This is a genomic window from Cupriavidus sp. KK10 (genome assembly GCF_018223725.1).
GTDB classification, from domain to species: Bacteria; Pseudomonadota; Gammaproteobacteria; order Burkholderiales; family Burkholderiaceae; genus Cupriavidus; species Cupriavidus necator.
This window is the reverse complement of the sequence record NZ_CP073677.1, coordinates 1697489-1723176: the sequence shown is the minus strand read 5'-3', so window position 1 is coordinate 1723176 and position 25688 is coordinate 1697489. Positions and strand designations below refer to the sequence as shown.

Annotated in this window: 26 protein-coding genes; 14 read left to right on the top strand and 12 right to left on the bottom strand. The window is 66.3% G+C overall.

Annotation, left to right across the window (positions count from 1 at the left end):
• Positions 1-11 precede the first annotated feature (11 nt).
• On the bottom strand, positions 12-1394 hold the full coding sequence (locus KB879_RS08400) for a PLP-dependent aminotransferase family protein (RefSeq protein WP_013956637.1): 1383 nt from the start codon (positions 1392-1394) through the stop codon (positions 12-14).
• A gap of 167 nt (positions 1395-1561) precedes the next feature.
• On the opposite strand from KB879_RS08400, the gene cyoA reads away from it, so the two are divergent.
• From cyoA to KB879_RS08365, 7 genes are read left to right on the top strand one after another with little or no spacing between them, the layout of a single operon-like run.
• Positions 1562-2554 carry a ubiquinol oxidase subunit II gene (gene cyoA / locus KB879_RS08395; protein WP_013956636.1) on the top strand — a complete coding sequence of 331 codons (993 nt, stop codon included), beginning with the start codon at positions 1562-1564 and terminating at the stop codon, positions 2552-2554.
• A gap of 2 nt (positions 2555-2556) precedes the next feature.
• On the top strand, positions 2557-4533 hold the full coding sequence (cyoB, locus tag KB879_RS08390; protein WP_013956635.1) for a cytochrome o ubiquinol oxidase subunit I: 1977 nt from the start codon (positions 2557-2559) through the stop codon (positions 4531-4533).
• A gap of 2 nt (positions 4534-4535) precedes the next feature.
• Entirely contained in the window at positions 4536-5168 is a 633-nt protein-coding gene (gene cyoC, locus KB879_RS08385; protein WP_013956634.1) for a cytochrome o ubiquinol oxidase subunit III, read from the top strand.
• On the top strand, positions 5165-5542 hold the full coding sequence (cyoD, locus tag KB879_RS08380; protein WP_013956633.1) for a cytochrome o ubiquinol oxidase subunit IV: 378 nt from the start codon (positions 5165-5167) through the stop codon (positions 5540-5542). The genes cyoC and cyoD overlap by 4 nt, the downstream gene beginning before the upstream one ends.
• A gap of 27 nt (positions 5543-5569) precedes the next feature.
• On the top strand, positions 5570-7309 hold the full coding sequence (locus KB879_RS08375; RefSeq protein ID WP_153954796.1) for a nitrite/sulfite reductase: 1740 nt from the start codon (positions 5570-5572) through the stop codon (positions 7307-7309).
• Complete coding sequence (locus KB879_RS08370) at positions 7302-7841, top strand: DUF934 domain-containing protein (RefSeq protein WP_153954797.1); 540 nt, start codon at positions 7302-7304, stop codon at positions 7839-7841. The genes KB879_RS08375 and KB879_RS08370 overlap by 8 nt, the downstream gene beginning before the upstream one ends.
• 28 nt (positions 7842-7869) lie before the next feature.
• Positions 7870-8118, top strand: a complete 249-nt coding sequence (locus tag KB879_RS08365) for a hypothetical protein (protein WP_153954798.1) — start codon at positions 7870-7872, stop codon at positions 8116-8118.
• A gap of 52 nt (positions 8119-8170) precedes the next feature.
• Here KB879_RS08365 and KB879_RS08360 read toward each other — a convergent pair whose 3' ends face one another.
• Positions 8171-8551, bottom strand: coding sequence for a hypothetical protein (locus tag KB879_RS08360; RefSeq protein ID WP_013956630.1), 381 nt, complete (start codon positions 8549-8551; stop codon positions 8171-8173).
• A gap of 361 nt (positions 8552-8912) precedes the next feature.
• Between KB879_RS08360 and KB879_RS08355 the strand changes: the two genes are divergently transcribed.
• Both KB879_RS08355 and KB879_RS08350 read left to right on the top strand, forming a co-directional pair.
• Positions 8913-10115, top strand: a complete 1203-nt coding sequence (locus KB879_RS08355; protein ID WP_153954799.1) for an MFS transporter — start codon at positions 8913-8915, stop codon at positions 10113-10115.
• A 49-nt stretch (positions 10116-10164) separates the two neighbouring features.
• The gene (locus KB879_RS08350) at positions 10165-10731 is read left to right on the top strand and encodes a YbhB/YbcL family Raf kinase inhibitor-like protein (protein ID WP_013956628.1); all 567 of its coding nucleotides are present in this window, start codon (positions 10165-10167) and stop codon (positions 10729-10731) included.
• 58 nt (positions 10732-10789) lie between these two features.
• Here KB879_RS08350 and mdcH read toward each other — a convergent pair whose 3' ends face one another.
• From mdcH to KB879_RS08300, 10 genes are all read right to left on the bottom strand, one after another.
• Entirely contained in the window at positions 10790-11707 is a 918-nt protein-coding gene (gene mdcH / locus KB879_RS08345) for a malonate decarboxylase subunit epsilon (protein ID WP_211980998.1), read from the bottom strand.
• The gene (locus tag KB879_RS08340) at positions 11704-12351 is read right to left on the bottom strand and encodes a malonate decarboxylase holo-ACP synthase (RefSeq protein WP_013956626.1); all 648 of its coding nucleotides are present in this window, start codon (positions 12349-12351) and stop codon (positions 11704-11706) included. The genes mdcH and KB879_RS08340 overlap by 4 nt, the downstream gene beginning before the upstream one ends.
• Positions 12339-13175 carry a biotin-independent malonate decarboxylase subunit gamma gene (gene mdcE / locus KB879_RS08335; protein ID WP_153954800.1) on the bottom strand — a complete coding sequence of 279 codons (837 nt, stop codon included), beginning with the start codon at positions 13173-13175 and terminating at the stop codon, positions 12339-12341. Before mdcE ends, KB879_RS08340 begins: the two co-directional genes overlap by 13 nt.
• Positions 13172-14023, bottom strand: coding sequence for a biotin-independent malonate decarboxylase subunit beta (locus tag KB879_RS08330; protein ID WP_211980997.1), 852 nt, complete (start codon positions 14021-14023; stop codon positions 13172-13174). Before KB879_RS08330 ends, mdcE begins: the two co-directional genes overlap by 4 nt.
• The gene (locus KB879_RS08325) at positions 14020-14337 is read right to left on the bottom strand and encodes a malonate decarboxylase subunit delta (RefSeq protein ID WP_013956623.1); all 318 of its coding nucleotides are present in this window, start codon (positions 14335-14337) and stop codon (positions 14020-14022) included. The genes KB879_RS08330 and KB879_RS08325 overlap by 4 nt, the downstream gene beginning before the upstream one ends.
• The gene (locus KB879_RS08320) at positions 14318-15259 is read right to left on the bottom strand and encodes a triphosphoribosyl-dephospho-CoA synthase (protein WP_153954802.1); all 942 of its coding nucleotides are present in this window, start codon (positions 15257-15259) and stop codon (positions 14318-14320) included. The genes KB879_RS08325 and KB879_RS08320 overlap by 20 nt, the downstream gene beginning before the upstream one ends.
• Positions 15259-16917 (bottom strand): malonate decarboxylase subunit alpha, encoded by a 1659-nt coding sequence (mdcA, locus tag KB879_RS08315; protein ID WP_211980996.1) that lies wholly within the window; start codon positions 16915-16917, stop codon positions 15259-15261. The genes KB879_RS08320 and mdcA overlap by 1 nt, the downstream gene beginning before the upstream one ends.
• 136 nt (positions 16918-17053) lie before the next feature.
• Positions 17054-17971: a LysR substrate-binding domain-containing protein gene (locus tag KB879_RS08310; RefSeq protein ID WP_013956620.1), complete on the bottom strand. Its 918-nt coding sequence runs from the start codon at positions 17969-17971 to the stop codon at positions 17054-17056.
• Between the two features lie 105 nt (positions 17972-18076).
• A complete protein-coding gene (locus KB879_RS08305) occupies positions 18077-19483 on the bottom strand; it encodes an SLC13 family permease (protein ID WP_211980995.1) in 1407 nt (468 codons plus the stop codon).
• A gap of 340 nt (positions 19484-19823) precedes the next feature.
• Positions 19824-20726, bottom strand: a complete 903-nt coding sequence (locus tag KB879_RS08300) for a LysR family transcriptional regulator (protein ID WP_013956618.1) — start codon at positions 20724-20726, stop codon at positions 19824-19826.
• A 114-nt stretch (positions 20727-20840) separates the two neighbouring features.
• On the opposite strand from KB879_RS08300, the gene KB879_RS08295 reads away from it, so the two are divergent.
• Genes KB879_RS08295 through KB879_RS08275 form a run of 5 tightly spaced genes read left to right on the top strand, consistent with a single transcriptional unit; the run spans position 20841 to position 25604 of the window.
• Positions 20841-22094 (top strand): aromatic ring-hydroxylating dioxygenase subunit alpha, encoded by a 1254-nt coding sequence (locus KB879_RS08295; protein ID WP_013956617.1) that lies wholly within the window; start codon positions 20841-20843, stop codon positions 22092-22094.
• 4 nt (positions 22095-22098) lie between these two features.
• Positions 22099-22569, top strand: a complete 471-nt coding sequence (locus tag KB879_RS08290) for an aromatic-ring-hydroxylating dioxygenase subunit beta (protein WP_013956616.1) — start codon at positions 22099-22101, stop codon at positions 22567-22569.
• A 19-nt stretch (positions 22570-22588) separates the two neighbouring features.
• Positions 22589-22903: a non-heme iron oxygenase ferredoxin subunit gene (locus KB879_RS08285; protein ID WP_013956615.1), complete on the top strand. Its 315-nt coding sequence runs from the start codon at positions 22589-22591 to the stop codon at positions 22901-22903.
• Positions 22904-22934: 31 nt separating this feature from the next.
• On the top strand, positions 22935-24188 hold the full coding sequence (locus KB879_RS08280) for an NAD(P)/FAD-dependent oxidoreductase (protein ID WP_153954804.1): 1254 nt from the start codon (positions 22935-22937) through the stop codon (positions 24186-24188).
• Between the two features lie 39 nt (positions 24189-24227).
• Positions 24228-25604 carry an MFS transporter gene (locus KB879_RS08275; protein WP_153954805.1) on the top strand — a complete coding sequence of 459 codons (1377 nt, stop codon included), beginning with the start codon at positions 24228-24230 and terminating at the stop codon, positions 25602-25604.
• Positions 25605-25688: the final 84 nt, after the last annotated feature.

Here is a 25688-nt window from a genome sequence, read left to right as displayed (position 1 = left end):
CACGCCGCAATTCACACCACCATTTCCAGACCCGGCGTCGGCCGGCGTTCCAGCAATGCGGCCAGCCTGCGCAGCGCAGCCGATAACTGCGCGCGGTCCTCCACGCCACCGAGCGAGATGCGGATGGCATTCGGCGCGTTGGGCCCCTCCCAGAAGGCGTCGGACGGCGTCACGCGCAGGTCCTCCGCCAGCGCGGCCCTGGTGAGCTGCTGCGCCGACCAGTGCTCGGGCAAGCGATGCCATGCGTGGATGGCGCTGGGCGGGAGCTGGCCGATCCCGCTCAGCCATCGGCTTGCCAGCGCGCATCTGGCCAACGCTTCGGTCCTGATGCCGTCGAGCAGCTGCATTGCCGAGCCATCGTGGATCCATTGGGTCGCCAGGGCGGCGGTCATCGGTGCCGCCATCAGGGCAAAAGCCCGCAGCGATGCCAGCAGATCGTCGCCGCGCCTGCCCTCGGGCAGCATGACATATGCGGTCCGCAGCCCCGGACTGAGCGTCTTGGACAGGGTCGAGACATAGTACGTGCGCTCGGGAGCGAAGCTGGACAGCGGCGGCGGCGCTGACGGCGTCAGCAGCCAGTAGGGATCATCCTCCAGCAAGGTGACATCACAGTGCGCCGCGGCCCTGGCAATAGCCTCCCTGCGTGAGGCCGGCATGGTGTGCGTAGTGGGATTCTGGGCTGTCGGATTGAGGTAGGCCAGCGTTGCACCGTCGGCACGGGCCGCTTCGAGGGCGTCGGGGAGCATCCCGTCGGCATCGACCTGCGCGATGATCACACGCCGCCCGAGTTGTGCCGCGGCCGCGCGAATGCCGGGGTAGGCCAGCGGCTCGCTCACGATCGCATCGCCAGGCCGGGTCCGGGCCAGGATCACGGCGGCCAGCGCAGCCTGGGCGCCCGGGCATACCACCAGCCGCCCAGTGGCGATGGGCCCGAATATCTGCGCGAGCCAGAGCGCTCCGGCCGACCGGTCGGCAGCACTGCCGCCGCCGAGCTGGTAGGTCATCAGCAGGTGCGGGTCGCTATGCAGCAGCACCTGCGACAGGCCGCGCCGCAACAGGTCCTGGAAATCCAGCCCCGCCGGTGGCGGCGGCACGTTCATGCTCATGTCGATCACCCGCGCCAGCTCCGCCCGCGGCGCGGCAATGAAGGTGCCGAGGGCCCCGCGGGCATCGATCAGATGGCGGCGCTTGGCCTCGTTGTAGGCACGCGTGACGGTGGTCAGGTCCACGCGGAGGGTCTTGGCCAGGCTGCGCTGTGGCGGCACGCGATCGCCGGTTACCAGCCGGCCTTCGCCGATCGCCCGCTCGATAAAGTCCACGATCTGCAAGTAGCGGGCACCGCCACCGATTGTGATCTCAAGATCCCATTTAGCACTGACATCGCTTCCTTGCATGGATTTCATCCCGTATATTTCTTCGATGTATGGGTTTTGTCTTGCATTAGCATGCCAGACATCACCGAGGGAATCCATACAAACCACGCCCGCGCGGGGCTGAGCCAGCACTTGAATCGGAGCGCGTGGCCGGGAGCCTTCGGTGATCCGTAACCAAGGTGTCCGAAATGCTCAAACCTATTGCCGGGCCGGCAGACAAGAATCGACAAGGCCCGCTCCCCCGCCCATCCCCCGGCTCGAAGCGCCGTCTTCCCACCCTGTTGCTGTGCGCCTGCCTGAGCGCCCTGCTGAGCGGCTGCAACCTCGAACTGCTCAACCCCAAGGGCAGCATTGGGGAACAGGAAAAGTCACTGATCCTGATCTCCCTGTTCGTCATGCTGATGGTCGTCATCCCCGTGATCGTCCTGACGCTGTGGTTCGCCTGGCGCTACCGCGAAACCAATACGAGCGCCCCCTATGCCCCCAAATGGGCGCACTCCACCAAGATCGAGGTCGTGGTCTGGGGCATCCCCTGCGTGATCGTGGCCTGCCTGGCTGTGCTGATCTGGGACTCGACGCACAAGCTCGATCCCTATCGGCCCCTGGAATCGCAGGTCAAGCCGATCCAGGTCGATGTAATCGCGCTGAACTGGAAATGGCTGTTCATTTATCCGGAATACGGCGTCGCGTCGCTGAACCAGCTTGCGATCCCGGTCGGCACGCCGGTCAATTTCCGGCTGACCGCGGAATCGATGATGAACTCGTTCTTCATCCCGCAGCTCGGCAGCATGGTCTACGCCATGGCGGGTATGCAGACGCGCCTGCACCTGATCGCCGACACCCCCGGCGTCTATCTCGGCCAGTCCGCCGCCTACAGCGGCCCCGGCTTCTCGGACATGCATTTCAAGACCCTGGCCACCTCGCGCGAGGAGTTCGATGCCTGGATCCAGGCTGCCCGCGCTTCGTCGCAGGCGCTCGACCTCAAGACCTACCGCACGCTTGAACTGCCCAGCAGCAAGGACCCCGTGACGCTGTACGCCGCCGTCGCGCCGAAGCTGTTCGACCAGGTCGTCGACAAATACATGCTGGCAAACGGCCAGATCTGCCGCGCGGACACCCCGGAATCTCTGCAGGCCTTCCAGCGCGTCCCGCCGGCGCCCGCTGGCCGCATGGAGCAATAAGAATGCTTGGAAAACTCAACCTGGACGCCATCCCTCTCCATGAGCCGATCATCATGGGGACGCTGGCCGTCGTGATCGTGCTGGGCATCGCACTGATGGGCGCCATCACGTACTACGGCAAGTGGAAGACCCTCTGGAACGACTGGATATGCTCGGTCGACCACAAGAAGGTCGGCGTGATGTACATCATCCTGGCGCTGGTGATGCTGCTGCGCGGCTTTGCCGATGCCATCATGATGCGCGCCCAGCAGGCGATCGCCTATGGCGATGCCGCGGGCTACCTGCCGCCGCACCACTACGACCAGATCTTCACGGCGCACGGCGTGATCATGATCTTCTTTGTCGCGACGCCGCTGGTGCTCGGCCTGATGAACGTGATCGTGCCGCTGCAGATCGGCGCGCGCGACGTTGCCTTCCCGTTCGTCAATTCGCTGAGCTTCTGGATGTCGGCAATGGGCGCGGTGCTGGTGATGATGTCGATGTTCGTCGGCGACTTCGCCGCCACCGGCTGGGTCGCCTACCCGCCGTTGTCCGAGCTGGGCTACAGCCCCACGCCAGGCGTTGACTACTACATCTGGTCACTGCAGATATCCGGGCTTGGCACCACGCTGACGGGCATCAACTTCATCGTCACGATCTTGCGCATGCGCGCGCCGGGCCTGAACCTGATGAAGATGCCGGTCTTCACCTGGACCGCCCTGATCACCAACATCCTGATCGTGGCGATCTTCCCGGTACTGACCGCCACGCTCGCCCTGCTCACCGCCGACCGCTACCTCGGCATGCATTTCTTCACCAACGAGCTGGGCGGCAACGCCATGATGTACGTGAACCTGATCTGGATCTGGGGCCACCCGGAGGTCTACGTGCTGATCCTGCCGGCGTTCGGCGCCTTCTCCGAGATCATCGCCACGTTCTCGCGCAAGCCCCTGTTCGGCTACAAGTCGATGGTGTACGCCACCTCCTCGATCGGCGTGCTGTCGTTCTTCGTCTGGCTGCACCACTTCTTCACCATGGGCTCCGGGGCGAACGTCAATGCCTTCTTCGGCATCATGACCTCGATCATCTCGATCCCCACTGGCGTCAAGCTGTTCAACTGGCTGTTCACCATGTACCGGGGCCGGATCCGCTTCCATACCTCGACCATGTGGACCATCGGCTTTATGGTGACGTTCGCGGTCGGCGGCATGACCGGCGTGCTGCTCGCCATTCCCGGCGCCGACTTCGTGCTGCACAACAGCCTGTTCCTGGTCGCGCACTTCCATAACGTGATCATCGGCGGCGTGCTGTTCGGTTGCCTGGCCGCGATCACCTTCTGGTTCCCGAAGGTGTTCGGCTTCAAGCTGAACGAGTTCTGGGGCAAGGTGTCGTTCTGGTGCTGGCTGACCGGCTTCTTCCTGGCCTTCATGCCGCTCTACGTGCTCGGCTTCAAGGGCATGACCCGCCGGATGAACCACTATGCCAACGTCGACTGGCATCCCTACCTGGTGGTGGCGCTGGTGGGTGCCTTCGTCATCGGCGCTGGCATCCTGGCGATGATCGTGCAGTTCGCGGTCAGTATCCGCGACCGCAAGCAGAACCAGGACCTGACCGGCGACCCGTGGGATGGCCGCAGCCTGGAATGGTCGACCGCCTCGCCCGCGCCGTTCTACAACTTCGCGCACGTGCCGCATATCACCTCGCTGGAACAGCACTGGGACGACAAGGAAGCCGGGCGCGCATGGCGCCAGCCGGCCCGCTACGAAGACATCCACATGCCCCGCAACACCTCGGCAGGCTTCATCGTGTCGGCGTTCGGGCTGCTGTGTTGCTTCGCGCTGGTCTGGCACATGTGGCTGGTGGCCGCCGTCGGCCTGGTCGGCGCCATCGCCACCTTCATCGTGCGCAGCTATGACCGCGACGTCGACTATTACGTGCCAGCCGCCGAAGTCGAGCGGATCGAGCGCGCGCGCTATGCACAACTGCAGGAAGCTGCCTGACCATGACTCCGACTCTCTCCCCTACCCTGCACCATCCCGGGCACGAGGCGGCCCACGACGCGGCGCACCACCATCACGAAGCCGGCGCGCACACTCCGCTGGGGTTCTGGCTCTACCTGATGAGCGACTGCCTGATCTTCGCGGTGTTGTTCGCCACCTTCGGCGTGCTGTCCGGAAACACGGCCGGCGGCCCCGGCGGGCGGCAACTGTTCGAGCTGCCGTTCGTGTTCGCCGAAACCATGGTGCTGCTGCTGAGCAGTTATACCTTCGGCCTGGCCATGCTCAGGCAGGGCGCCGACGACGCGCCGCGGATGATCCGCTGGCTGGCGGTGACCTTCGCGCTCGGCGCACTGTTCATCGCCATGGAGGTCTATGAGTTCGCGCACCTGTTGCATGAGGGTGCGGGCCCCGGCGTCAGCGCCTACCTGTCGGCCTTCTTCACGCTGGTCGGCACGCACGGGCTGCATGTCACGTCTGGCCTGCTGTGGCTTGCGGTGATGATCCACCAGATCAGGCATTTCGGGCTGGACGATATCGTGCGCCGCCGCCTGGCCTGCCTGAGCCTGTTCTGGCACTTCCTGGACCTGGTCTGGATCTGTGTCTTCACCTTCGTCTATCTGCGGGAGTTCGCATGAAATCGTCCCACCTTCATTCGGTGCATGCGGACCAGACGGCCGCGCACGGCAGCGTGCGCAGCTACACCATCGGACTGCTGCTGTCGGTCGCGCTGACGATGGCATCGTTTGCGGCAGTGATGACCGGATCCCTGCCAACGCAGGCCGCGATCGCGCTGGTCGTGGGCCTTTGTGTCGCGCAACTGCTGGTGCAGCTGGTGTACTTCCTGCATCTGGGCACCGGTCCCGGCCAGCGCGGCAACACCGCCATCTTTGCCTGTACCGGCTTCCTGATCGTCATCGTCGTGGCCGGCTCGCTGTGGGTGATGCACAACGCCGATATCAACATGATGCCGACCGACATGTCCATCGAACGGGCACGTGCAAAAGACTAGCGCTCGCGCGCAAGGAGGCTTTCCACCATGTATATCTATGACGCCATTGACCAGAAGCTCGTCGACGAACGCGTCGTGCAGTTCGCCGACCAAACCCGCCGCTTCCTGAGCGGCCAGCTCACCGAGGATGAGTTCCGCGTGCTGCGGCTGCAGAACGGCCTCTATATCCAGCGCCATGCACCCATGCTGCGCGTGGCGATTCCCTACGGCATGCTGGCGTCGCGGCAGTTGCGCAAGCTTGCGGAGATCGCGCGCCGCTGGGACCGCGGCTACGGGCACTTCAGCACGCGGCAGAACCTGCAGTTCAACTGGCCGCGGCTCGAGGATGCGCCTGCCATTCTCGCGGAGCTGGCCACGGTGCAGATGCACGCGATCCAGACCAGCGGCAACTGCATCCGCAATACCACCACCGACCACTTTGCCGGCATTGCGCCCGACGAACTGGTGAACCCGCTGGTGTGGTGCGAGATCGTCAGGCAATGGTCGATGCTGCATCCGGAGTTCGCCTTCCTGCCGCGCAAGTTCAAGATTGCCATCAGTGGCGCGCAGACGGACCGGGCCGCGGTTGGCGTCCATGACATCGGGCTGCAGGCCGTTGAACAGGACGGCCAGGCCGGCTTCAAGGTCTGGGTCGGTGGCGGCATGGGCCGAACGCCGATGGTCGGCAAGCTGATCAACCCCTTCGTCCCCTGGCAGGACCTGCTGACCTACCTGCAGGCCACGCTGCGCGTCTACAACCTGCACGGCCGCCGCGACAACAAGTACAAGGCGCGCATCAAGATCCTGGTGAAGGACCTGACCCCGGAAGTGTTCCGGGCGCAGGTGGATGAGCAGTGGCAACGCATTCGCGGGGGCCCGGACACCGTGTCTGAAGGCTTTGTCGCATCCATTGCCGAGCGCTTCACGATCCCGCCGTATGAGCCCGCGGCCGCCGACGAGCCGGACGAGTCAGCCGAACTGGCCAAGACTGACCGTGCCTTCCGCCTCTGGCTGAAAAGCAATGTGCATCGGCACCGGGTGCCTGGCTACGCAGCCGTCACGGCATCGCTGAAAGCCGCGGGCCAGGCGCCCGGCGACATCACTGCGGAGCAGATGGAAATCATGGCTGACCTGGCCGAGCGCCACGGCTTCGGCGAACTGCGCGTGTCGCATGAGCAGAACCTGATCCTTGCCGATGTCCGCCGCAGCGGCCTGCACGCCTTGTGGCAAGCGCTGGACGCTGCCGGGCTGGCCACGCCGAACGTGGGCCTGATTACCAACATCATCGCCTGCCCCGGGGGCGACTTCTGCTCGCTGGCCAATGCGGTCTCGATCCCTCTGGCACAGGCGATCCAGGAGCGCTTCGACGACCTCGACCATGTACACGACATCGGCGAGCTGGACCTGAACATCTCCGGCTGCATCAACTCCTGCGGCCACCACCATATCGGCCACATCGGCATCCTCGGCGTCGACAAGGCCGGCGAGGCCTGGTACCAGATCACCATCGGCGGCCGGCAGAACGGCGGCGACGGCCAACGCCGCCCGGATGGCGTGGCGGCCAGCGGCGCAGCCATCGGCCGCATCATTGGGCCGTCCTTTGCCCAGGAGCAGGTTCCGGATATGGTGGAGAGGCTGATCGAGACCTATTTGCTGCATCGGGACAGCGAAGCCGAACGCTTTGTCGACGTGGTTGGCCGTATCGGCATCGAACCCTTCCAGCGCGCGGTGTACCCGGACCCTGACAGCGGCGCGCGGCGAGCTCGCCAGGAGGCAGTAAATGCCTGACCATGACCATTGCGCCGGGCAGGACCGGCACAACGTCATCCGTGACGGACGACTGATCGCGGATGACTGGCTCGCTCACATCTGGGATGCGCAAGACGCCGACAACACCTGCCCGCCCGACGCGCCCGGCTACCTGGTGACACTGGAGAACTGGATCGCCCACCGCCAGCGATATCGGCTGCGACAGTATCCGCTCGCGGTCTACCTGTCGCCGGACGCGGAGCCTCAGACCCTGCTGGAACCTGGTGCCACGACCGTTGACCCGACAGGCATCGCGATCATTGCCATCGATTTCCCGGTCTACACGGATGGTCGTGGCTATTCGATCGCACAGCTGCTCCGTCACCAGCTAGGCTGGACCGGAGAGCTGCGCGCCGTGGGTGACGTGATGATCGACACCGTGCACTACCTGGCGCGTTGCGGTTTCAACAGCTTTGCGCTCAAGCCCGGGCACGACCCGGCAGCGGCGCTGCGCGCGCTGGCCACGTTCTCGTCGTCGTACCAGCGTAGCTATGGCCCGGCAAGCCGATAGCAAGCGCTGCCTGGCGCCGATACGAAAGATGCCCTCCCAGCCCAGCGCCAAGCCTGATAGCTTGTGGTCCGCTATCGCCGAACTCTCGGGCGAGCAACTGCATACGATTATCGATATCGCGCAGCTCTCACCGAAGGCGACGACGGATATGGCTTCGTTCCGGGCTCGCATTCTCGGTGTCTTCGGAAACGTCGCCGGTTTTGAAATCACACCGCCTTCGGAATCCATCCTGCAAGAGCTCTGGGAAAGGTATCGCTCCACACTCTCCACGCTCTAGCTGCGCGGATCATTCGGAAGATCGGCCCGACCCGGAGCGCGATGCCGCGCGTTCAAAAATTGGCTTCGATGGCCTTCCTGGCGCCCTCTGGCACCTCGTTCGGTATGACGCGGTGCGCGAGTATCGCGTAGCTCCGGGCAGCCGCCACTGCGGCGGGATTCACCAGCCGCTTCGGGCCGCCCAGCCACGCAAAATGATCTCTCCCGTCGTCACTCCGGAACCACGCGAAGTCGCCGATGGCGTCAAGGCCGCGCTTCACCATCTTCAGCAGCGCCAGGGCTTCCTCTGAAACCCCCAGGTGCCGCCCTGTGTCATGAATGACCGTGGCCAGGTTGCGGAGCTTGTTGGTCGAGGTGGTCTCGCCGTTTTCCTGGTCAGGTAACAGCTCGACGACCAGAATCCCCCTGTGCGCGGTGATGCGTGCGTGCTGCATAGATCCTCCCAACGGATGGTTGTCGCCTTGCGATCCTACGCATTGACCAAGCAAGTTCCTGGCCAGGCCATGCCAAAAGTGCAGCCTACCGCCCGTTTATGACATTACGCCCCGGCATTGGCTGCGCGAGCGGCGGTTGAGCGCGGCGCCGGTGCGGCGCTATTGGTCCGGTGTTGGCACCGGCCCGGCACTTCCCGAGGACTGTTGGGCCGCAAGCGACTCGCGAGGCCCAATCGCACCTGCACAACCCGCCACTCCCATGGCAAGGCGCTGGCCTATCCTTGCTATGGGAGGCTCCGCGCGGCGATCCTGCCGTCGGGCACAGGAATCGGCTGTTGGTCAATCCCGGCGGGAGGGCGGCATGCGCGCGTTGGTCTTCTGCTCTGTGCAGTTCCTGTTGGCGGTGACATGGACCCTCTATGTGGCCTTCCTGCCGCAGCTGGCCGCGCAGGCCGGCATCGCGCGCGCGCACGTCGCCTTGATCCTGCTGATGGACCAGTTGATCTTTGTCGCGATGGACTTCACGTTGGGCATCGCGGCCGACCGTGTCGCCAACGCAATGCGCAGGCTGGGAGGCTGGGTGCTGGGGCTGTCCGTCATCTCCGCGATGGCGTTCGTGCTGCTGCCCCGGGTAACTTCACCGGTGCTGCTGCTGGGCCTGACCGCGCTGTGGGCGGCCACCTCTTCGGCATTGCGCGCGCCGCCCATGGTGATCATTGCCCGGCGGCTGCCCGCGACCGCGTCGTCGTTCCTGGTGGGATGCTCGCTGCTCGGCGTCGGCCTTGCCGGAGCCGTGGCGCCGCTGCTGACCGCCCGGCTGCGCGATGCGTCGCCCATGCTGCCGTTCCTGGCCGCCAGCGCGGGGCTGGTGGTGGCCGTGGCCGCGCTGCGATGGATGGAATCCGGCCCGGCGCGCCACGATGCCGACGCCGTGCCCGCGCCGGCAGCCGGCGTTGCGCTCAGGCGCGTCTGGCTGCTCTTTGCCGCAGTCTGGGTGCTTGCGCTCGGCTTCCAGATCCACACCACCGTCAACTCCGCGCCGGCCTACCTGCGCTTTGTCACGGCTGCCGGGCTGGAGCGCGTGACGCCGGTGTTCTGGATTGGCTTCGCGCTGGGCGCGCTGCTGCCCGCGACATCGTTGCTGCGGCGCTATCCGCCCTATACGCTGCTGGTGACCGCCGCGGCCCTTGGCGCGCTGTCGTTGTTCGGCTTCACCGTGGCGGGCTCGCTCCGGACCATCCTCGCCGTGCAATGTCTTGCCGGCGGCCTGTGGGGAATCATGTTCGCCGCGACGGCCAATGCGGCGCTCGACGCCGGTCAAGTCGGCCGCGAAGGGATGTACACCGGGCTCGTATTTGCCGCCCTGGCGGTTGCCGCGTTCATGCGCATTGCCCTGGTGTCATCGGGCGCCAGCAAGACCGCCGTGCTGGCAAGCCTGCTGCCATGGCTGCCAGCCGTGGCCTGGAGTGCCGGTGCCCTGTTGCTGGCGGCTTTCCTGTCAGGAAACCTGACCTACCTGATGGCACGTAGACAGGTGCTGCGCCAGCAGGTCGGTTCCGGTTAGCGGGGCCTTCCCTTTCCTGGTCCGCTGCTTACCTATCTGGAGAATTCGAATGAAGATCGCTAGCGCAGTTTCCGCTCCGGTGGCCGGGGCGTTGATGTGCCTGTGCATCGGCACCGCACACGCCGCCGGCATGCAGGTGTCGTCCACCTCGTACGCCGAGGGAGCCACGATCGGCTCGCAGTATGCGCATGATGGCGTTGGCGGCGACCAGAAGCCCTGCGGTGGCAAGGGCGTGTCGCCGCAGGTCTCGTGGACGAAGCTTCCCGCGGGCGCGAAGTCTGTCGCCATCCTGATGTATGACATGGACGGCGTCGCCGGTCTCGGGGTCTCGCATTGGGTCGCCTACAACATTGCCGCAAATCGCGGCCAGCTGAAGGAAGGCGAAGGCAAGGCGGACGGGCCAGGCATCACGGTCGGCAAGAACGTGCGTGGCGAGGCAACGTACCGCGGCCCCTGCGCGCCAACCGGCGAGGCGCCCCACCACTACGTCGTCACGGTCATCGCGACGGATCTGGCGCCGAACCTGCCTGCGGGCATGACGCGCGAGGAACTGATGGCTGCGCTCAAGGGGCATGCCCTGGAGGCACAGAGCTTTGTCGGACGGTTTGGGCGTTGAAGGGCGCGGCGTGTCCCGGTGCGGTAGTGCGGCGTCGGGTAGCCGGCCGGATGCAAAATCAGCGCCGCATGATTGCCACGATCGAATCCAGCCGGGTTCTGTCACAGGCCAGCGCCATGCCGTCCGCAAACACCGGCTGCGCCAGCCGTGTCAGCACATCGCCCGGCGGTGCCTCCACCACCAGCCTGGCGCCATTGGCGTGGGCCAGCAACATGGTTTCATGCCAGCGCACTGGCGTCGCCATGTTCTGCGCGAGATCCTCCGCGATTCTGCGTGGATCGCGCAGTTCGCGCGCCTTGCTCGCACTGAAGTAGCGCAGCGCAGGCGCCGAAATCGCCACCCCCTGCATGGCTTCGCCCAGGGAGCGCGCGGCGTCAGCCAGCAGCGGACAGTGCGACGGCACGTGGATGGCGACCGGCCTGGCCGCCTGCGCACCAGCCGCCAGCGCCAGCGTCGACACTTCCGCCAGCGCCGACAGCTTGCCCGCGATCACAATCTGCGTGGGGGCGTTGAAATTGGCCAGGTACACCGGTTGCTGCGGCGTGCAGACCTGCGCCACCAGCGGTTCAAGCCGGTTCCGGTCCAGGCCGAGGATCGCCGTCATGCCATAGCCATGCGGAAAGGCCTGCGCCATCAACTCCCCGCGCAAACGCACCAGCCGCAACGCATCGGCAAAGTCCAGCACACCTGCGGTCACCGCCGCCGCATAGGCGCCGATGGAGAGACCGGCCACCGCGTCGGCGCGGGCGTCATGCGCGGCCAGGCAGCGCGCCATGCCCACGCCCGCCGTCAGCAGGCAAAGCTGGGTCCATACCGTGGACTGCAGGCTTGCCGGCGTATCCATCTCCGCCGCCGGCACTTGCAGCACGTCTTCCGCCTCGGCCAGCACCGCTGCCACCGCGGCATGCGCGGGCAGGTCCTTCAGCATGCCGGTCCGCTGTGTGCCCTGGCCGGGGAAGGTAAGCAGGACATTCATGCCGTGGGTTGCCAGGGATCGTCGCACAGCCGCGGGCCGTGATCCGTCTTCAGCAGCACCTTGCCGCCGCTGCGCAGGCGTTCCAGCAGCGAGAAGCCACCAAACGGGGTCGCGACCTGTATATCGAGCCTGGCCGGCGCGGCGCGCTGCAGCTCGGCCAGCAGGTCCAGATGCGGGGCCGGGAGGGGTTGTGCGGCCTGCACGACGAGGTCAAGGTCGCTGTCGGCACGCAGCACGTTGTGCGGACAGGCGAGCGAGAAGCCGGCGCTGCCCGTCACGCCCCACCGGATACCGGCGGCGTCGAGCCAGTCGGCGATGGCCTCGAGCGCGAGGATTGCTGGCAGGGCCGCCAGCTCCGGCCGCCGCCGCCATGCACGCTGCGCGGCCAGGTCCATCGGCGTGACAATCTTGCGGATCGCCGCGGGCGTGATCCAGGTGCCGAAGCGTTCCGCGCGCGTGCGGCCGCGCAGCCCGACGGGGACTGCGCCAGGCCGGCGGCCGTCGCGCCGGACGACCAGCGGGGTCTCGCGCAGCGCTGGCAGGCAGACCCATTCCGGCAAGGCGTCGCGGCCCAGGTCGCTTGCCGGATCGCCCAGCCAGACCAGGTCGTGTGGCGCGGGGGTCGCCGTGTTCAGGCTTGCCATTGCCGCGACAGGCAGTCACGCACTGCAGCCGACGCCTTGCGGTTTGCGCCCGCCAGCCGGCCGGACAGTCCGTGCGCCGGGTCGCGTCGGATCTCCGCCAGCGCAGAAAGGATGGTGTCGCGCGCCAGGTGCACATCGGCCGGCACCGGGGCACTTGCCGACTCGACGTCGATCAGCCGCCACAGGATGCCCAGCGTGGCGAAGTTTTCGATGTCGTAGGCCATCGGCGGAACCGTCGACGCCAGCGCTTCGAGGTCCTCGACTGTGCGCATGGTGACCCTGGCGGCGGCCTCCTTGCCCATCGCATGCACCAGCACGCCCTCGTCATTGAGCGCGATGATGCGGTTGGCCTGGTAGCCGTGCGCGAGGAAGGCTCCCGACATGGCACGCCCGACGATCAGCGCCACCACCGGATGGCCGGCCAGCCGCGCCTCGGCATAGGCAGCGACAGCGCCGGCCAGCGCCTGGTGGATGCCGAGCGCTTCTTCGCGCCGGCCGTAGGCCTGGCTGGGCGTATCGACGATCGCCACGATGGCGCGCTTGACCGGCAATTCGCGGTCTGCTTCGATCGCTTCGCGCACCGCGCGCGCCAGCGACCAGCCTTCGAGCAGACCGGCCTCGCCATGACGTGCCCGCGGGAAGCGGCTGTCGGCGTCAGGCACCAGCGCGATCCAGCGAACCGCGGTCCCCGCCAGTTCGCCGTCGGCAACCAGCACTGAGTCCGGCAGCCCCGGCTGGATCCGTGCCGCGGGCGCCAGTGCCTGCAGCCAGCGTTCACCGCGGCTGGGTTCGCGCGCGGTAGCGGTTTGGGTTGGTGAGTTCATGCGTCGGTCCCCCGTTGCAACAACGCCTGGACATCGGCCGGCGTGGGCTGCGCACTGGCGTCGTACGCCTGCAGCGCGGCCAGGTATTGGGCGTATTGTTCACTGCGATGGCTTCCCGCGACCGGGCCGCGCAACAGTTCGGCGACCTGCCTGCGCGTCGCGTCGCAGTCGTCATCGACATACGCATCGGCGAAGCCGGTGGCAACGCGCTGCGTGCCGCCGGTGAAGCTCCAGATAAAGGGCCGGTCACGCGAGTCGTACTCGGCGATGCCCGCCTCCTGCTCGATCACGGCCGGACCGTTCAGGCCAAGGCGCCCTTCCTGCGTCATCACCAGCGCGGTACACAGGCCCGCGGCAATCGACATGCCGCCGAAGCAGCCCACCTGCCCCGCGATCACGCCGACCACCGGCTGGTAGCGGCGCAGGTCGACGATGGCCGCATGGATCTCGGCAATCGCGGCCAGGCCGAGATTGGCTTCCTGCAGGCGCACGCCGCCGGTCTCCAGCAGCAGCACTGCGCGCGTCGGTTGACCGCGGCGGTTGTCCTCGGCGGCCAGCTCCAGTGCACCGGCAATCTTGGCGCCGCCGACTTCGCCCATGCTGCCGCCCTGGAAGGCGCCTTCGATGGCCAGCACCACCACCGGCATCCCGTCGATGCGCCCCTTGGCGACCACCACGCCGTCATCGCTCTGCGGCACCACACCCTGCGGCGGCAGCCACGGCGACTGCAGGCCGTCGAACGGCCCCGCCAATTCGCGGAAGGTGCCCGGGTCCAGCAACGCACGAGCGCGCTCGCGTGCCCCCAGTTCGATAAAGCTGTTGCGCGCCAGCAGTTCCGCCGTGTTCATGCGCCCTCTCCTTGTTGGGGGTCGCCCAGCGCCTCGAAAGCCTCCGCCAGGCGCATGCCGACCACGCCCGGCGTGGCGCCGAAATCGTGGATGCGGATCTGCATCGACGCGCGCGGCTCGGCGGCGAAGACGCGCGCGAGCTGCGCATCCCAGACACGGCCATAGCCATTGACCGAAGTGGTGATCTCAACCGTGGTCACGCCGCCGCTGCCGGGCTCGACCAGCACCTCGAGGTCGCCCGACCCCACCACGCCCACCAGCACGCGCGCCCTGGCAGGCTGCCCCGCCGGAAATTCAAATCGCAGTTGTTCCATCAAAGTCCCCTGAATTGTTGCCCATCGAGCCCTGCGACAGCCGGTCGAGGAAGATCGTCGCGGCCAGCAAGTCCGCAGCGCCGCCCGGCGAGGCGCGCTGCGCCAGCATGCCGGCGTCCAGGCTGCGCAGGTGCCGCCGTCCCACCACCGTGCCCGCGCCACCGGCGGCGAGCACCGCCTTTGCGCCGGTCTGCATGTAGTCCAGGCCCTTGCGCCCCGACCTCGCCAGCACACAGGTATCGTCCAGCTCGCTCATCAACGCCAGCAGCGCATTGAGACGTGCCGTGGATTCGGTGTCGCCGCGCGCGCGGCTGCGTTGCAGGGCCGGCAGCGCCAGCCGCATCACGTGCGGGAACCCTGCCCGTGCCTGCGCCCGCGCACCGCCAACGCCGTACGCCAGGCAGGCGAGCTCGCCCTTGTTGCCGGTAACCACCGGCCGGTGGCGGTCGGGCAGCGCGGCGATGGCACCCGCCGTGGCACTGATCGCCGCGGCATTGGCGGGCTGCCCGGCGGCGCCGAGCTGTCCTGCGGCGCCGACCAGCAAGCCGATGCACCAGATGGCGCCGCGATGCGTATTGACACCGCCGGTGGCGGACAGCATCACCGCCTCTGCCTCGCGGCCGAGCGCGCCCAGTTGCTCGCGCAGCCCATACCCGACGCGCGGCGCCTGCAGGCCGGCATCGGCCATGGCCGCGAACGACGGGCCCAGCGAGTGCGCTGAGCGCAGCATCAGCGGCAATGTCAGGTCGGCATGCGCGCCGCTGCCACGGCTGTCGACCAGGCCAGGCTTGGGCGACAGCCGTGCTTCTTCCACGATCGCGCTGACCGCCAGGCCAGCGAGTGCCTGGGCGCGCGGAACGGCCGCCGGCTGGTGCCGGTGCTGCGCCGGCGTGTGCAGGATCCTTGCTGCTGCGCTCGCCATTACCAGCTCCGGAAGCGGGCGGGCGGCGCGTACAGCCCGCCGGACCAGTCCACCAGTTCGGCCATGCTCTTGGCCGCCAGCAGGCTGCGCGTGGCCTGGCTGCGCTGCACACCCAGGTCTTCGGGCAGCGCGATCAGGCCGTCGCTTCGCATCCGGCGCGTGGTGGCAGGATCATGCTTCATGCCGATCGGCGTGACGCCTGCCACCGCGGCGATCATCCGGCGCCGCTCTTCCAGCGATTGCGCCTTGTACAGGTAGGCGATGCCTTCCTCGGTCAGCACGTGCGTGACGTCGTCGCCGTAGATCATCACCGGCGCCAGCGGCATGCCGCTTTCGTGCGCGACGTCGACCGCGTCCATCGATTCCACGAAGGTGGGCTTGCCACCCGCCTGGAAGGTCTCAACCATCTGCACCACCAGCTTGCGGCCGCGCGCGAGCGGGTCGTCCGTCTCGATCAGATCCAGCCATGCCGGCGTCGGATGCCGGCGCCCGCCAGGCTGGTGCCCCATGTTGGGCGCGCCGCCAAAGCCGGAAAGCCGCCCGCGCGTCACTGTGGACGAGTGGCCGTCGCCGTCGATCTGCAGGGTCGATCCGATGAAGAGGTCCACCGCGTACTGGCCGGCAAGCTGGCAGAACGCGCGGTTCGAACGCATCGAACCATCCGCACCGGTAAAGAAGACATCCGGCCGCGCGGCGACATAGCCCTCCATGCCCAGTTCGCTGCCAAAGCTGTGCACGCTCTCGACCCAGCCGGTCTCGATGGCGGGGATCAGCGTCGGATGCGGGTTGAGGGTCCAATACTTGCAGATCTTGCCCTTCAGACCCAGCGACTCGCCGTAGGTCGGCAGGATCAGCTCGATCGCCGCGGTGTTGAAGCCGATGCCATGGTTGAGCGACTGCACCTGGTGGCGCTCGTAGATGCCGCGGATCGCCATCATCGCCATCAGCACGTGGACCGGCTTGATCAGGCGCGGGTCGCGCGTAAACAGCGGTTCGCAGAAGAAAGGCTTGTCCGCCTGCACCACGTAGTCGATCCAGGAGCCGGGCACGTCCACGCGCGGCAGGCCGGTGGGGTCGTCGACGATCTCGTTGACTTGCGCAATGACCAGCCCGTCGCGGAAGGCCGCGGCCTCTACCAGTGCCGGCGTGTCCTCGGTGCTGGGGCCGGTGTAGAGATTGCCCTCGCGGTCGGCCTTGTAGCCGGCGATCAGCACGACGTTGGGGACCAGGTCCACGTACAGCCGCGCATAAAGCTCGATATAGGTGTGGATCGCGCCCACTTCGAGCTGGCCGTCCTCCAGGAACTGCGAGATGCGGATGCTCTGCGCGCCGGCGTACGAGAAATCCAGCTTGCGCGCGATGCCGCGCTCGAACAGGTCCAGGTGTTCCACCCGGCTGACGCTCGGGATGATCATGTGGAGTGCATTCACACGCGCGGGATCGACCTGTGCCAGCGAGCGCGACAGAAAGTCGGCCTGCTTCTGGTTGTTGCCCTCCAGCACCACGCGGTCGCCCGAAAGCAGCACTGCCTCCAGGAAGGGCACGATATCGCTGGTCGGCACCAGCTTGCCCTGGGCAATGGCGGCGGCGTTCTGCTTGCGGCGCGCCTTGGCTTCCCTGCGGGTGTTCCATTGGCGGCCTGTGCTGGTGGTGGTCATCGCATCTCCGGGCTGACGTCTGTCTGATGTGCCCACCTTAAACAGGCGGCGCTCACCGAACAATCACGTTGGGCGGAGAACCATTACGCTGGCCGGAAGCAAGGCCTGAAGCGCGGCCGGACCCAGCCTCGGCGTCCTATGGCTCCGCGTCGCGCATGGCCATGCGGCACACCGCGGCCAGCGCCAGCAGGTTGGGATCGCGCTCGCGGCGGCGCAGGAAGCTCAGGCCGATGGTCTGCTTGATGTCGTATTCGCCGGCCAGTGGCACGAACGCCACGTTGCGCGAATACACCCCTTTCACCCGCCCCGGCAAAAGCGTGTAGCCGATGCCACCACCCACCAGGTTCATCAATGAGAAGATATCGCCGACTTTCATCACCACGTTTGGCGTGAATTGGGCAATGCGGAAGGCCTCGACAAAGCCGTGATAGGTGACGAAGCCCTCGCTCAATGCCACAAATGGCTCGTCGCGGCAGGCTCGCAGGTCGACCGCCGGCATCGAGGCGTAGGGCGAGTCGGCAGGCGCCGCAAAGAAGATATCGTCCTCGAACAGCGGGATCGACTCGATCTCCGGATCGGGCTCGGGCACGGCCATCAACGCGGCATCGATCGAGCCCTGCTTGAGTTTGTGCAGAAGGTCCGCATTGGAGCCCAGCACCAGTTCAGTCTGCATTTCCGGGCGCCGCAGCTTAAGCCCGATCACGATCCTGGGCACGGTCTGGACCGTCAGCGAGTAGAGCGAGCCGATCTTGAGCTGGTCGGCCGAATAGCCGGCGGCCTCGCGCGTGGCGCGGATGCCGTCGGCCATGGCCTTGAGCACTTCCCTTGCCGTATCCGCCAGCACATAGGCCGCATCGGTCGGGATCAGGTTGCGGCCCTCATGCCGGAACAGCGCGCAGCTCGTGCCCTCTTCCAGCGAATGCAGCGCACGGTGCACGCTGACCGTGCTGGTGTCCAGGATCTCGGCCGCCTTGGCCAGGTTGCCGGATTCCATGAACGCCAGCAGGGCTTCGAGTTTGCGGAAGGTGATCTCTTCGCCAATGCGGATTCTCATGGTTCTGGGCTCGGGTGTGGGGGCGGCCTCCTATCTTAGCCGCGTGGCGGCCAGTTCGCATGGTTAGTGGACTAACTGGCTTGGCCGAGCGATCGCGACCGGAATTCAGAGCACAACGAAGATAAACCACAGCACGACCGGCGCAATCACGGTCACCAGCGCGCCATAGACCATCAGCTTGCGGAAGAAGGCCTGCCGGTCCACGCCCTGTGCGTTGGCCAGTACCAGCGCACCGTTGGTCGAAAACGGGCTCACATCCACGATCGTCGAAGACACCGCCATCGCCGCGATAAAGCCGATCGCGCTGACGTCGGAGCCTTGCTGCAGGAACGGCACGGCAAGCGGGATCAGCGAGCCGAGCACCGCGGTTGACGATGCAAACGCCGACACCACCGCACCCACAAAGCACAGCAGCAGCGCCGCCATCAGCGGCGAGGTCAGGTGGGCCACGCTATGGCCGACGAAATCGATTGTGCCCATCTTGTCCATCACGCCCACAAAGGTGCTGACGCCGACGATCAGCATGATCTCGGGCCACGACACCTGGCCCAGCGCGCGCTTCTGCAGCTCCGGTGCCATCAGCGTGAGCAACAGCGCGATGGTCAGCGAAACGAAGCCGATATCGAGCTTGAAGTAGAGCGTGAGGACGGCCAGTGCCACCAGGCCGGCCACGGTCAGGTACTGGTAGAGGCCGGCCGGCGCCTCGGCGGTGCTGGCGGCATCGCCCTCGAGCATCGATCCGCGGTCGCGCGCCATCGTCTTCCGCTCTTCCATGCCGGCCTCGGCCTCGGCATCGCCATAGATCTGCGCGCCCTGTGCCGGCACGGTGTGTGCACCGAAGGGTTGGCCCATGGCCAGCACACCGTCGGCGACCACCTGCGGCGCTGCCGCCGCCGGCGCCGCTTGCCGCATCAGGCGCAGGCCGCCGAATGCGACGAACAGTCCCGCGGCCACGGCAAGGTTGACACCCAGGCTGGCAAAGGCCGTCGCCATCTCGTTCAGCGGCAGCCCCGCCTTCTGCACGATCTTGTTGGTGATGCCGCCATAGATGCTGATCGGCGAGAAGCCGCCGCCCTGCGCACCGTGGATCACCATCAGGCCCATCAGCAGCGGGTTGATGCCGTAGCGCGCGGCAAAGCCCAGCGCGATCGGCGCGATGATTGCCACCGCTGCCGGGCTGACCGCGCCGACCGAGGTCAGCACCGCCGCGATCATGAACATGATCCACGGGATCGCCGCGATCCGGCCGCCCACGGCGCGCACCGCAAGCCGCACCAGCCAGTCGATGGTGCCGTTGTTCTGCGCCACGGCGAACAGGTATGTGATGCCGACCAGCGTCAGGAACAGGTCGGCGGGGAAGCCGGCCAGGATAGCCTTGGCCGGCATGGCGGCAACCAGGGTGCCGACCAGGAACGCGCCGACAAAGGCCAGCGCGCCCATGTTGATGGGCAGGACCGTGGCGATGACGAACATCAGCCCCAGGACAGAGATGGAAATCAGGTGTTGCGACATAGCGGCTCCGTCGCGGCAGGCGCGCCGGGGCGCCCATCGCTTGGTAGGAATTGCGTGGGATTGGTTTTCGGCTGGAACTGCCGAAGGTGATGCGCCGCTACGGCAAGGTGTGGAAGGGGTAGGCCGTCACATGCGTCTCCTTGTGGATAAGGCCTCGCTTGAATGCTTCAAGTCGGCGCCATTTTTGAGTCTTGCTTTTGAGCCAAGAATAAGGTGGCGGACAATGAGCATCAATTAAGGTGCGAGGGCAATCCTTACGGAGACCGGAATAGCATCGGGAGCGCCAGACGGATCACAGTACATCGGTGGCAAGGCAGGCGCGCCAGGCCGGGACCATTGCCTAATCCGAAAACAAGCCGACGAACTGGTCGCGCAGCCACTGATTCGCCGGATCGCGATGATACCGGGCATGCCAGAACAGGTTGATCTGGATTTCCGGCAACGCGAACGGATGCTTGACGTACCTGAGCCCGAAGTACTTGGCGCATCGCTCCGCAAACGTCCAGGTCACCGTGGCTACCAGGTCGGTGGTGGCAATGATGTCCGCCAGTGCGACGAAATGGGGGACACGCAGCCGGATCTTCCGCTGCACGCCGTGCTGGGCGAGGATCTCGTCGACCCGGGCATGCCCCGTCCCCGCCGCCGTGACCACGATGTGCTCTGCCGCTTCGAAGTCGCGCATGCTGACCGTCTTCTTGTCCATGGCATGACCGGGCCGGAACAGGCAAACGTATTGCTGGCGAAATAGCCGCCGCTGAAAGAACGCAGTGCCGAGTTCAGGAAGATGGCCAACCGCCAGGTCGATCTTTCCCTGGCTCATCTCCGCCGCCAGGTCCACTGCCGTATTGCGCACGGTCGTCACCGTGACGCCCGGGGCGCGATCGCCAAGCGCGCCCATCAACGGCGGGATGAAGTACACCTCGCCGATATCCGTCATGGCGATGCGGAAGGCGCGCGCGCTGCGCAGCGGATCGAACGACACCTTGTGGCTGAGCGCCGCCTGCAGCGACTCCAGCGCATAGGCAACCGGTTCCGCCAGTTCCTCTGCAAGGGGTGTCGGCAGCATGCCCTTGCTGCTTCGCACAAACAGCGGGTCACCGAACAAGGTGCGCAAGCGGGCCAGCGCGTTGCTGACCGCGGGCTGGCTGAGATTCAGGGTCTTAGCGGCACCGGAAACGGTGCCCTGCCGCAGCAGGTTATCGAACACGACCAGCAGGTTCAGATCGACGTCCTTGAGCTCCATCGCGCCGCCTCTTATTGATTTGGTGAATATTTACTATAGCCAGGATTCTATTGGTTAATTTTCCTCCGTGCACCATGATCCTTCCCAGACGAAGAGACATAGCCGGAGACAAGCATGGCAATCGACTCCCAACAAGCCGGCCCGGTCTGGGCCGACGACAGCATCAGCCGCATCCCGTTCCGCGTGTATACGGATGCGCAGCTATACCAGCGTGAACTCGAACGCTGCTTCTACCGCGGTCACTGGAACTACGTCGGGCTCGAGGCGGAGATCCCGAATCCCGGCGATTTCAAGCGCACCACGCTTGGCGAGCGCTCCGTGATCCTGGTGCGCGACCAGGACGGCGAGATCAACGTCGTCGAAAACGTGTGCGCCCATCGCGGCATGAAGTTCTGCCGGGAGCGCAGCGGCAACCGTAAGGATTTCCATTGCCCCTACCACCAATGGAACTATGACCTGAAGGGCAACCTGCAAGGCGTGCCCCTGCGTCGCGGGGTCAAGCAGGACGGCAAGGTCAACGGCGGCATGCCCGCCGACTTCAAGCCGCAGGAGCACGGGCTCACGCAACTGAAGGTCGCGACGCGTGGTGGGGTCGTGTTTGCCTCGTTCGACCATGAGGCTCCCTCACTCGAGGAATACCTCGGGCCGGACATCCTCGGCTACTTCGACCGGCTCTTCAATGGCCGCAAGCTGAAGGTCCTCGGCTACAACAAGCAGCGCATTCCGGGCAACTGGAAGCTCATGCAGGAGAACATCAAGGACCCCTACCACCCCGGCCTGCTGCATACCTGGTTTGTCACATTCGGCCTCTGGCGCGCCGACAACAAGGCACGCCTCGTGATGGACCCGCACTTCCGGCATGCCGCGATGGTGTCGACCCGCGGCCAGGGCGGCAAGAGCGACGTGACCTCCGGTGTGTCCAGCTTCAAGGACCAGATGGCGCTGCACGACGACCGCATCCTCGACATCGTCCACGAGCCGTGGTGGGGAGAGCCGACCGCCGTGATGATGACGGTGTTCCCGAGCGTGATCTTCCAGCAGCAGGTCAACTCGGTGTCCACGCGCCATATCCAGCCCCATGGGCCGGATTCCTTCGATTTCGTCTGGACGCATTTCGGCTTCGAGGACGACACCGAGGAGATGACGCGGCGCCGCCTGCGCCAGGCGAATCTCTTCGGCCCCGCCGGCTTCGTGTCGGCCGACGACGGCGAAGCCATCGAATGCTCGCAGGAAGGCTTCTCCCAGAAGCCCTGGCATCGCGTGCTCGCCGAACTGGGCGGCAAGACCGCGGAGAACACGGACCACATGGTGACCGAGACCCTGATCCGCGGCATGTACGCCTACTGGCGCAAGGTGATGGAGGTCTGATGCCATGAACTTCACTGACTACTACGCCCTGCTCTCCCTGCTCGCCGACTACACCAGCGCCGTGGACAACGGCGACTGGGACCGCTGGCCCGAGTTCTTCACCGAAGACTGCCTCTACCGGGTCCAGCCCCGCGAGAACCACGAGCGTGGCTTGCCGCTGGCGACGCTCTCGCTCGAAAGCAAGGGCATGCTCAAGGACCGCATCTACGGTATTCGCGACACCCTGTTCCACGATCCCTACTACCAGCGCCACATCGTCGGCGCGCCACTGATCAGGGAGGCCGACGGCGACAGGGTCGTGGCCGAGACCAACTACGCGGTGCTGCGCACCAAGCCGGACCAGATGACCGATGTCTACAACGTAGGCCGCTACCTCGACATCATCGTCCGGACGCCGGCGGGCTTGCGCTTCGCCTCGCGCATCTGCGTATTCGATAGCGAGATGATCCCCAACTCGCTGATCTACCCAATCTAGTCTCTATCAGGAGTCATTCATGACCGAAAGCTGGATCGAGGCAGCGCTGCTGTCCGACGTCCCGCAGGACGATGTCATCGCCGTGGCCGTGCAAGGCCAGGAGATCGCCTTGTACGGCGTGGACGGCGACGTCTACGCGACCGACAACATCTGCACGCATGGCCATGCGCGCCTGTGCGAAGGCTTCCTGGAGGGACATGAGATCGAGTGCCCGCTCCACCAGGGCAGGTTCGATATCCGCAGCGGCGCTGCGAAGTGCGCCCCGCTGACCGAGAACATTCGTACCTACCCGGTTCGGATCGACGGCGACAAGGTGTACCTCGACCTCGGCTGAGAGGCCGCGTCACCAACCAGAGGAGACAGGCATGGATTCCAAGCGCTCAGACACCGCGACTGCCCTAGCGCCAACCGCCACCATCGTCATCATCGGTGCCGGCCAGGCTGGCGGCTGGGCCGCCCAGACGCTGCGCAACGAGGGCTTCACCGGCCGGCTCGTGCTGATCGGCGACGAGGCCCATCCACCGCATGAGCGGCCGCCCTTGTCCAAGGCCGTGCTGGCCGGCGAGGCCGCGCCCGCCAGCACGTGGCTGCTCAAGCCCGAGGCGTTCGCAGCGCTTGGGCTGGAGTGGTGGCTGGACACGCGGGTCACCCGCATAGACCGGGCCGCCAAGCGCCTGGAGACAGCCAATGGAGAGCTGCTGTCTTACGACAAGCTGATCCTGTGCACCGGCGGCAGGGCCCGCGCGCTCACCGTCCCGGGCGTCGACACGGCTGCCGTGCATACATTGCGCACGATTGGCGATGCCCTGGCCCTGGCACCGGCGTTGCGGCCCGAGCGCAGCATCGTGGTGATCGGCGGTGGCTGGATCGGACTCGAAGTCGCGGCCACGGCGCGCCGCAAAGGTGCCGACGTGACCGTGCTCGAAGCGCAGAGCCGGCTGTGCGAGCGCACCGTGCCGCCGGAAGTCTCTGAACACCTGCTCGGGCTGCATGCCTCGCATGGCACCCGTGTCATGCTCGGCGCCAACATCGCCGGCATCGCCCCCGGTACCGGCGGCCGGTCCGTCGTGACGCTGGCCGATGGCAGCACGCTGGCTTGCCACGCCATCGTTGCGGGTGTCGGTCTCGTGCCGAACGACGAGCTTGCCCGGGAAGCCGGGTTGGAGTGCGACGGCGGCGTGGTCGTCGACGCAGGTTGCCGCACCTCCGACCCCGACATCTTCGCCGCGGGCGACGTCGCGGTCACGCCCAACCCGTGGGCCGGCCGGCGCCTGCGGCTGGAATCCTGGCAGAACGCCCAGGAACAGGGCATTGCCGCCGCGCGCGCGGCGCTCGGTCTCGCGGTCGACTATCAGCCGCTGCCGTGGTTCTGGTCAGACCAGTACGGCATGAACCTGCAGATCCATGGCATCCCCCTTCCCTCGCACCGCGTGGTGGCACGCGGCACGCCCGGCGCGGACAGCTTCGTGCTGTTCTACCTCGACGGCGATGTGGTCAAGGCCGCGCTCGGGTCCAACGCCGCGCGCGACCTGCGCTTCGCGCGCCGCCACATCGAGCTGTGCAAGCCGGTCGATGCCAGCCGCCTTGCCGACCCGAGCGTGCCGATGTCCAGGCAGTAAGCCCAACCATAAGAACAGACCGACCGGAGACAAGCCCTCATGCAGCAAATCGATATCCACAAGCTGGCCGACGCCGCCCGCTTCAACCGCTTCCATGCGCTCGTGCTGTTCTGGTGCGCACTCATCATCATCTTCGACGGCTATGACCTCGCGGTCGTGGGTATCGCGCTGCCTTCGATCATGAAGGACCTTGGCGTCGCCCCGACCCAGGCGGGGCTCATGGTCAGTTCCGCGCTGTTCGGCATGGTATTTGGCGCGATCTTCCTCGGCACCATTGCAGACAGGATCGGCCGCCGCTGGACAATCGCGATATGCGTGGCCCTGTTCAGCGTCTTCACCGCCGCGGCCGGACTGGTCAAGGACCCGCTGCTGTTCAGCATGGCCCGCTTCCTGGCCGGGCTCGGCATCGGTGGCGTGATGCCGAATGTGGTCGCGCAAATGACCGAGTACGCGCCGAAGAAGATCCGGGCGACCCTGGTCACCGTGATGTTCAGCGGCTATGCCGTGGGCGGGATCCTGGCGGCGCTCCTCGGCAAGAGCCTGATCGAGGCCTACGGCTGGCAGTCGGTTTTCCTGGCGGCCGGCCTGCCTGTGCTCCTCATTCCTGTCATTCTCAGGTCGCTGCCCGAATCGATGCCCTTCCTGCTGGCCAGGGGCGATGACGAAGCGTTGCGGCGCATCGTCTCCAAGCTTGCACCGGAGCAACGGTGGTCGGCCACCGACCGCTTCGCCGTGCCGGCGCAGGACAAGGCGGCCAGCGCACCGATCCGGCACCTGTTCCACGAGGGCCGTGGCTTCAGCACCATCATGTTCTGGATCGCGTTCTTCATGTGCCTGTTCATGGTGTACGCGCTCAGTTCATGGCTGACCAGGCTGATGGCGGGCGCCGGTTACAGCCTGGGTTCCGCGCTGACGTTCGTGCTGGTCCTCAACCTCGGCGCGATGATCGGCGCCGTGGGTGGCGGCTGGCTCGCCGACCGATACCACATCAAGTACGTGCTCGCCGCCATGTACGCGCTGGCCGCGGTTTCGATCACGCTGCTCGGATTCAGGATGCCGACTGAGCTGCTATTCGTCGTGGTGGGCTTGGCCGGTGCGTCGACGATCGGCACGCAGATCGTCGCCAATGCCTACACCGGGCAGTTCTACCCGACCGCCATCCGCTCCACCGGTCTTGGATGGGCCCTGGGCATCGGCCGCAGCGGGGCGATCCTCGCGCCAATCGTCATCGGGGTACTCGTCGCCATGGAGCTCCCGCTGCAGCAGAACTTCATCGCGATCGCCATTCCGGCCGTGATTGGCATGGGCGCGGTCCTGCTGATCGATCACAGGCGGTCAGCATCGGCCCACTACGGCGAAATGAGCGCCGGGCTGCCTGCGGCGCCGGTCAGCCTGTCCATCGCGGACCGGAACTGATTCCCCCAGGCCGGCGCGGCCCGGCGAGCAGACGCTTCGGGGGACAGACACGGGCACGGCTAGAATATAGTCATGGGAACCACG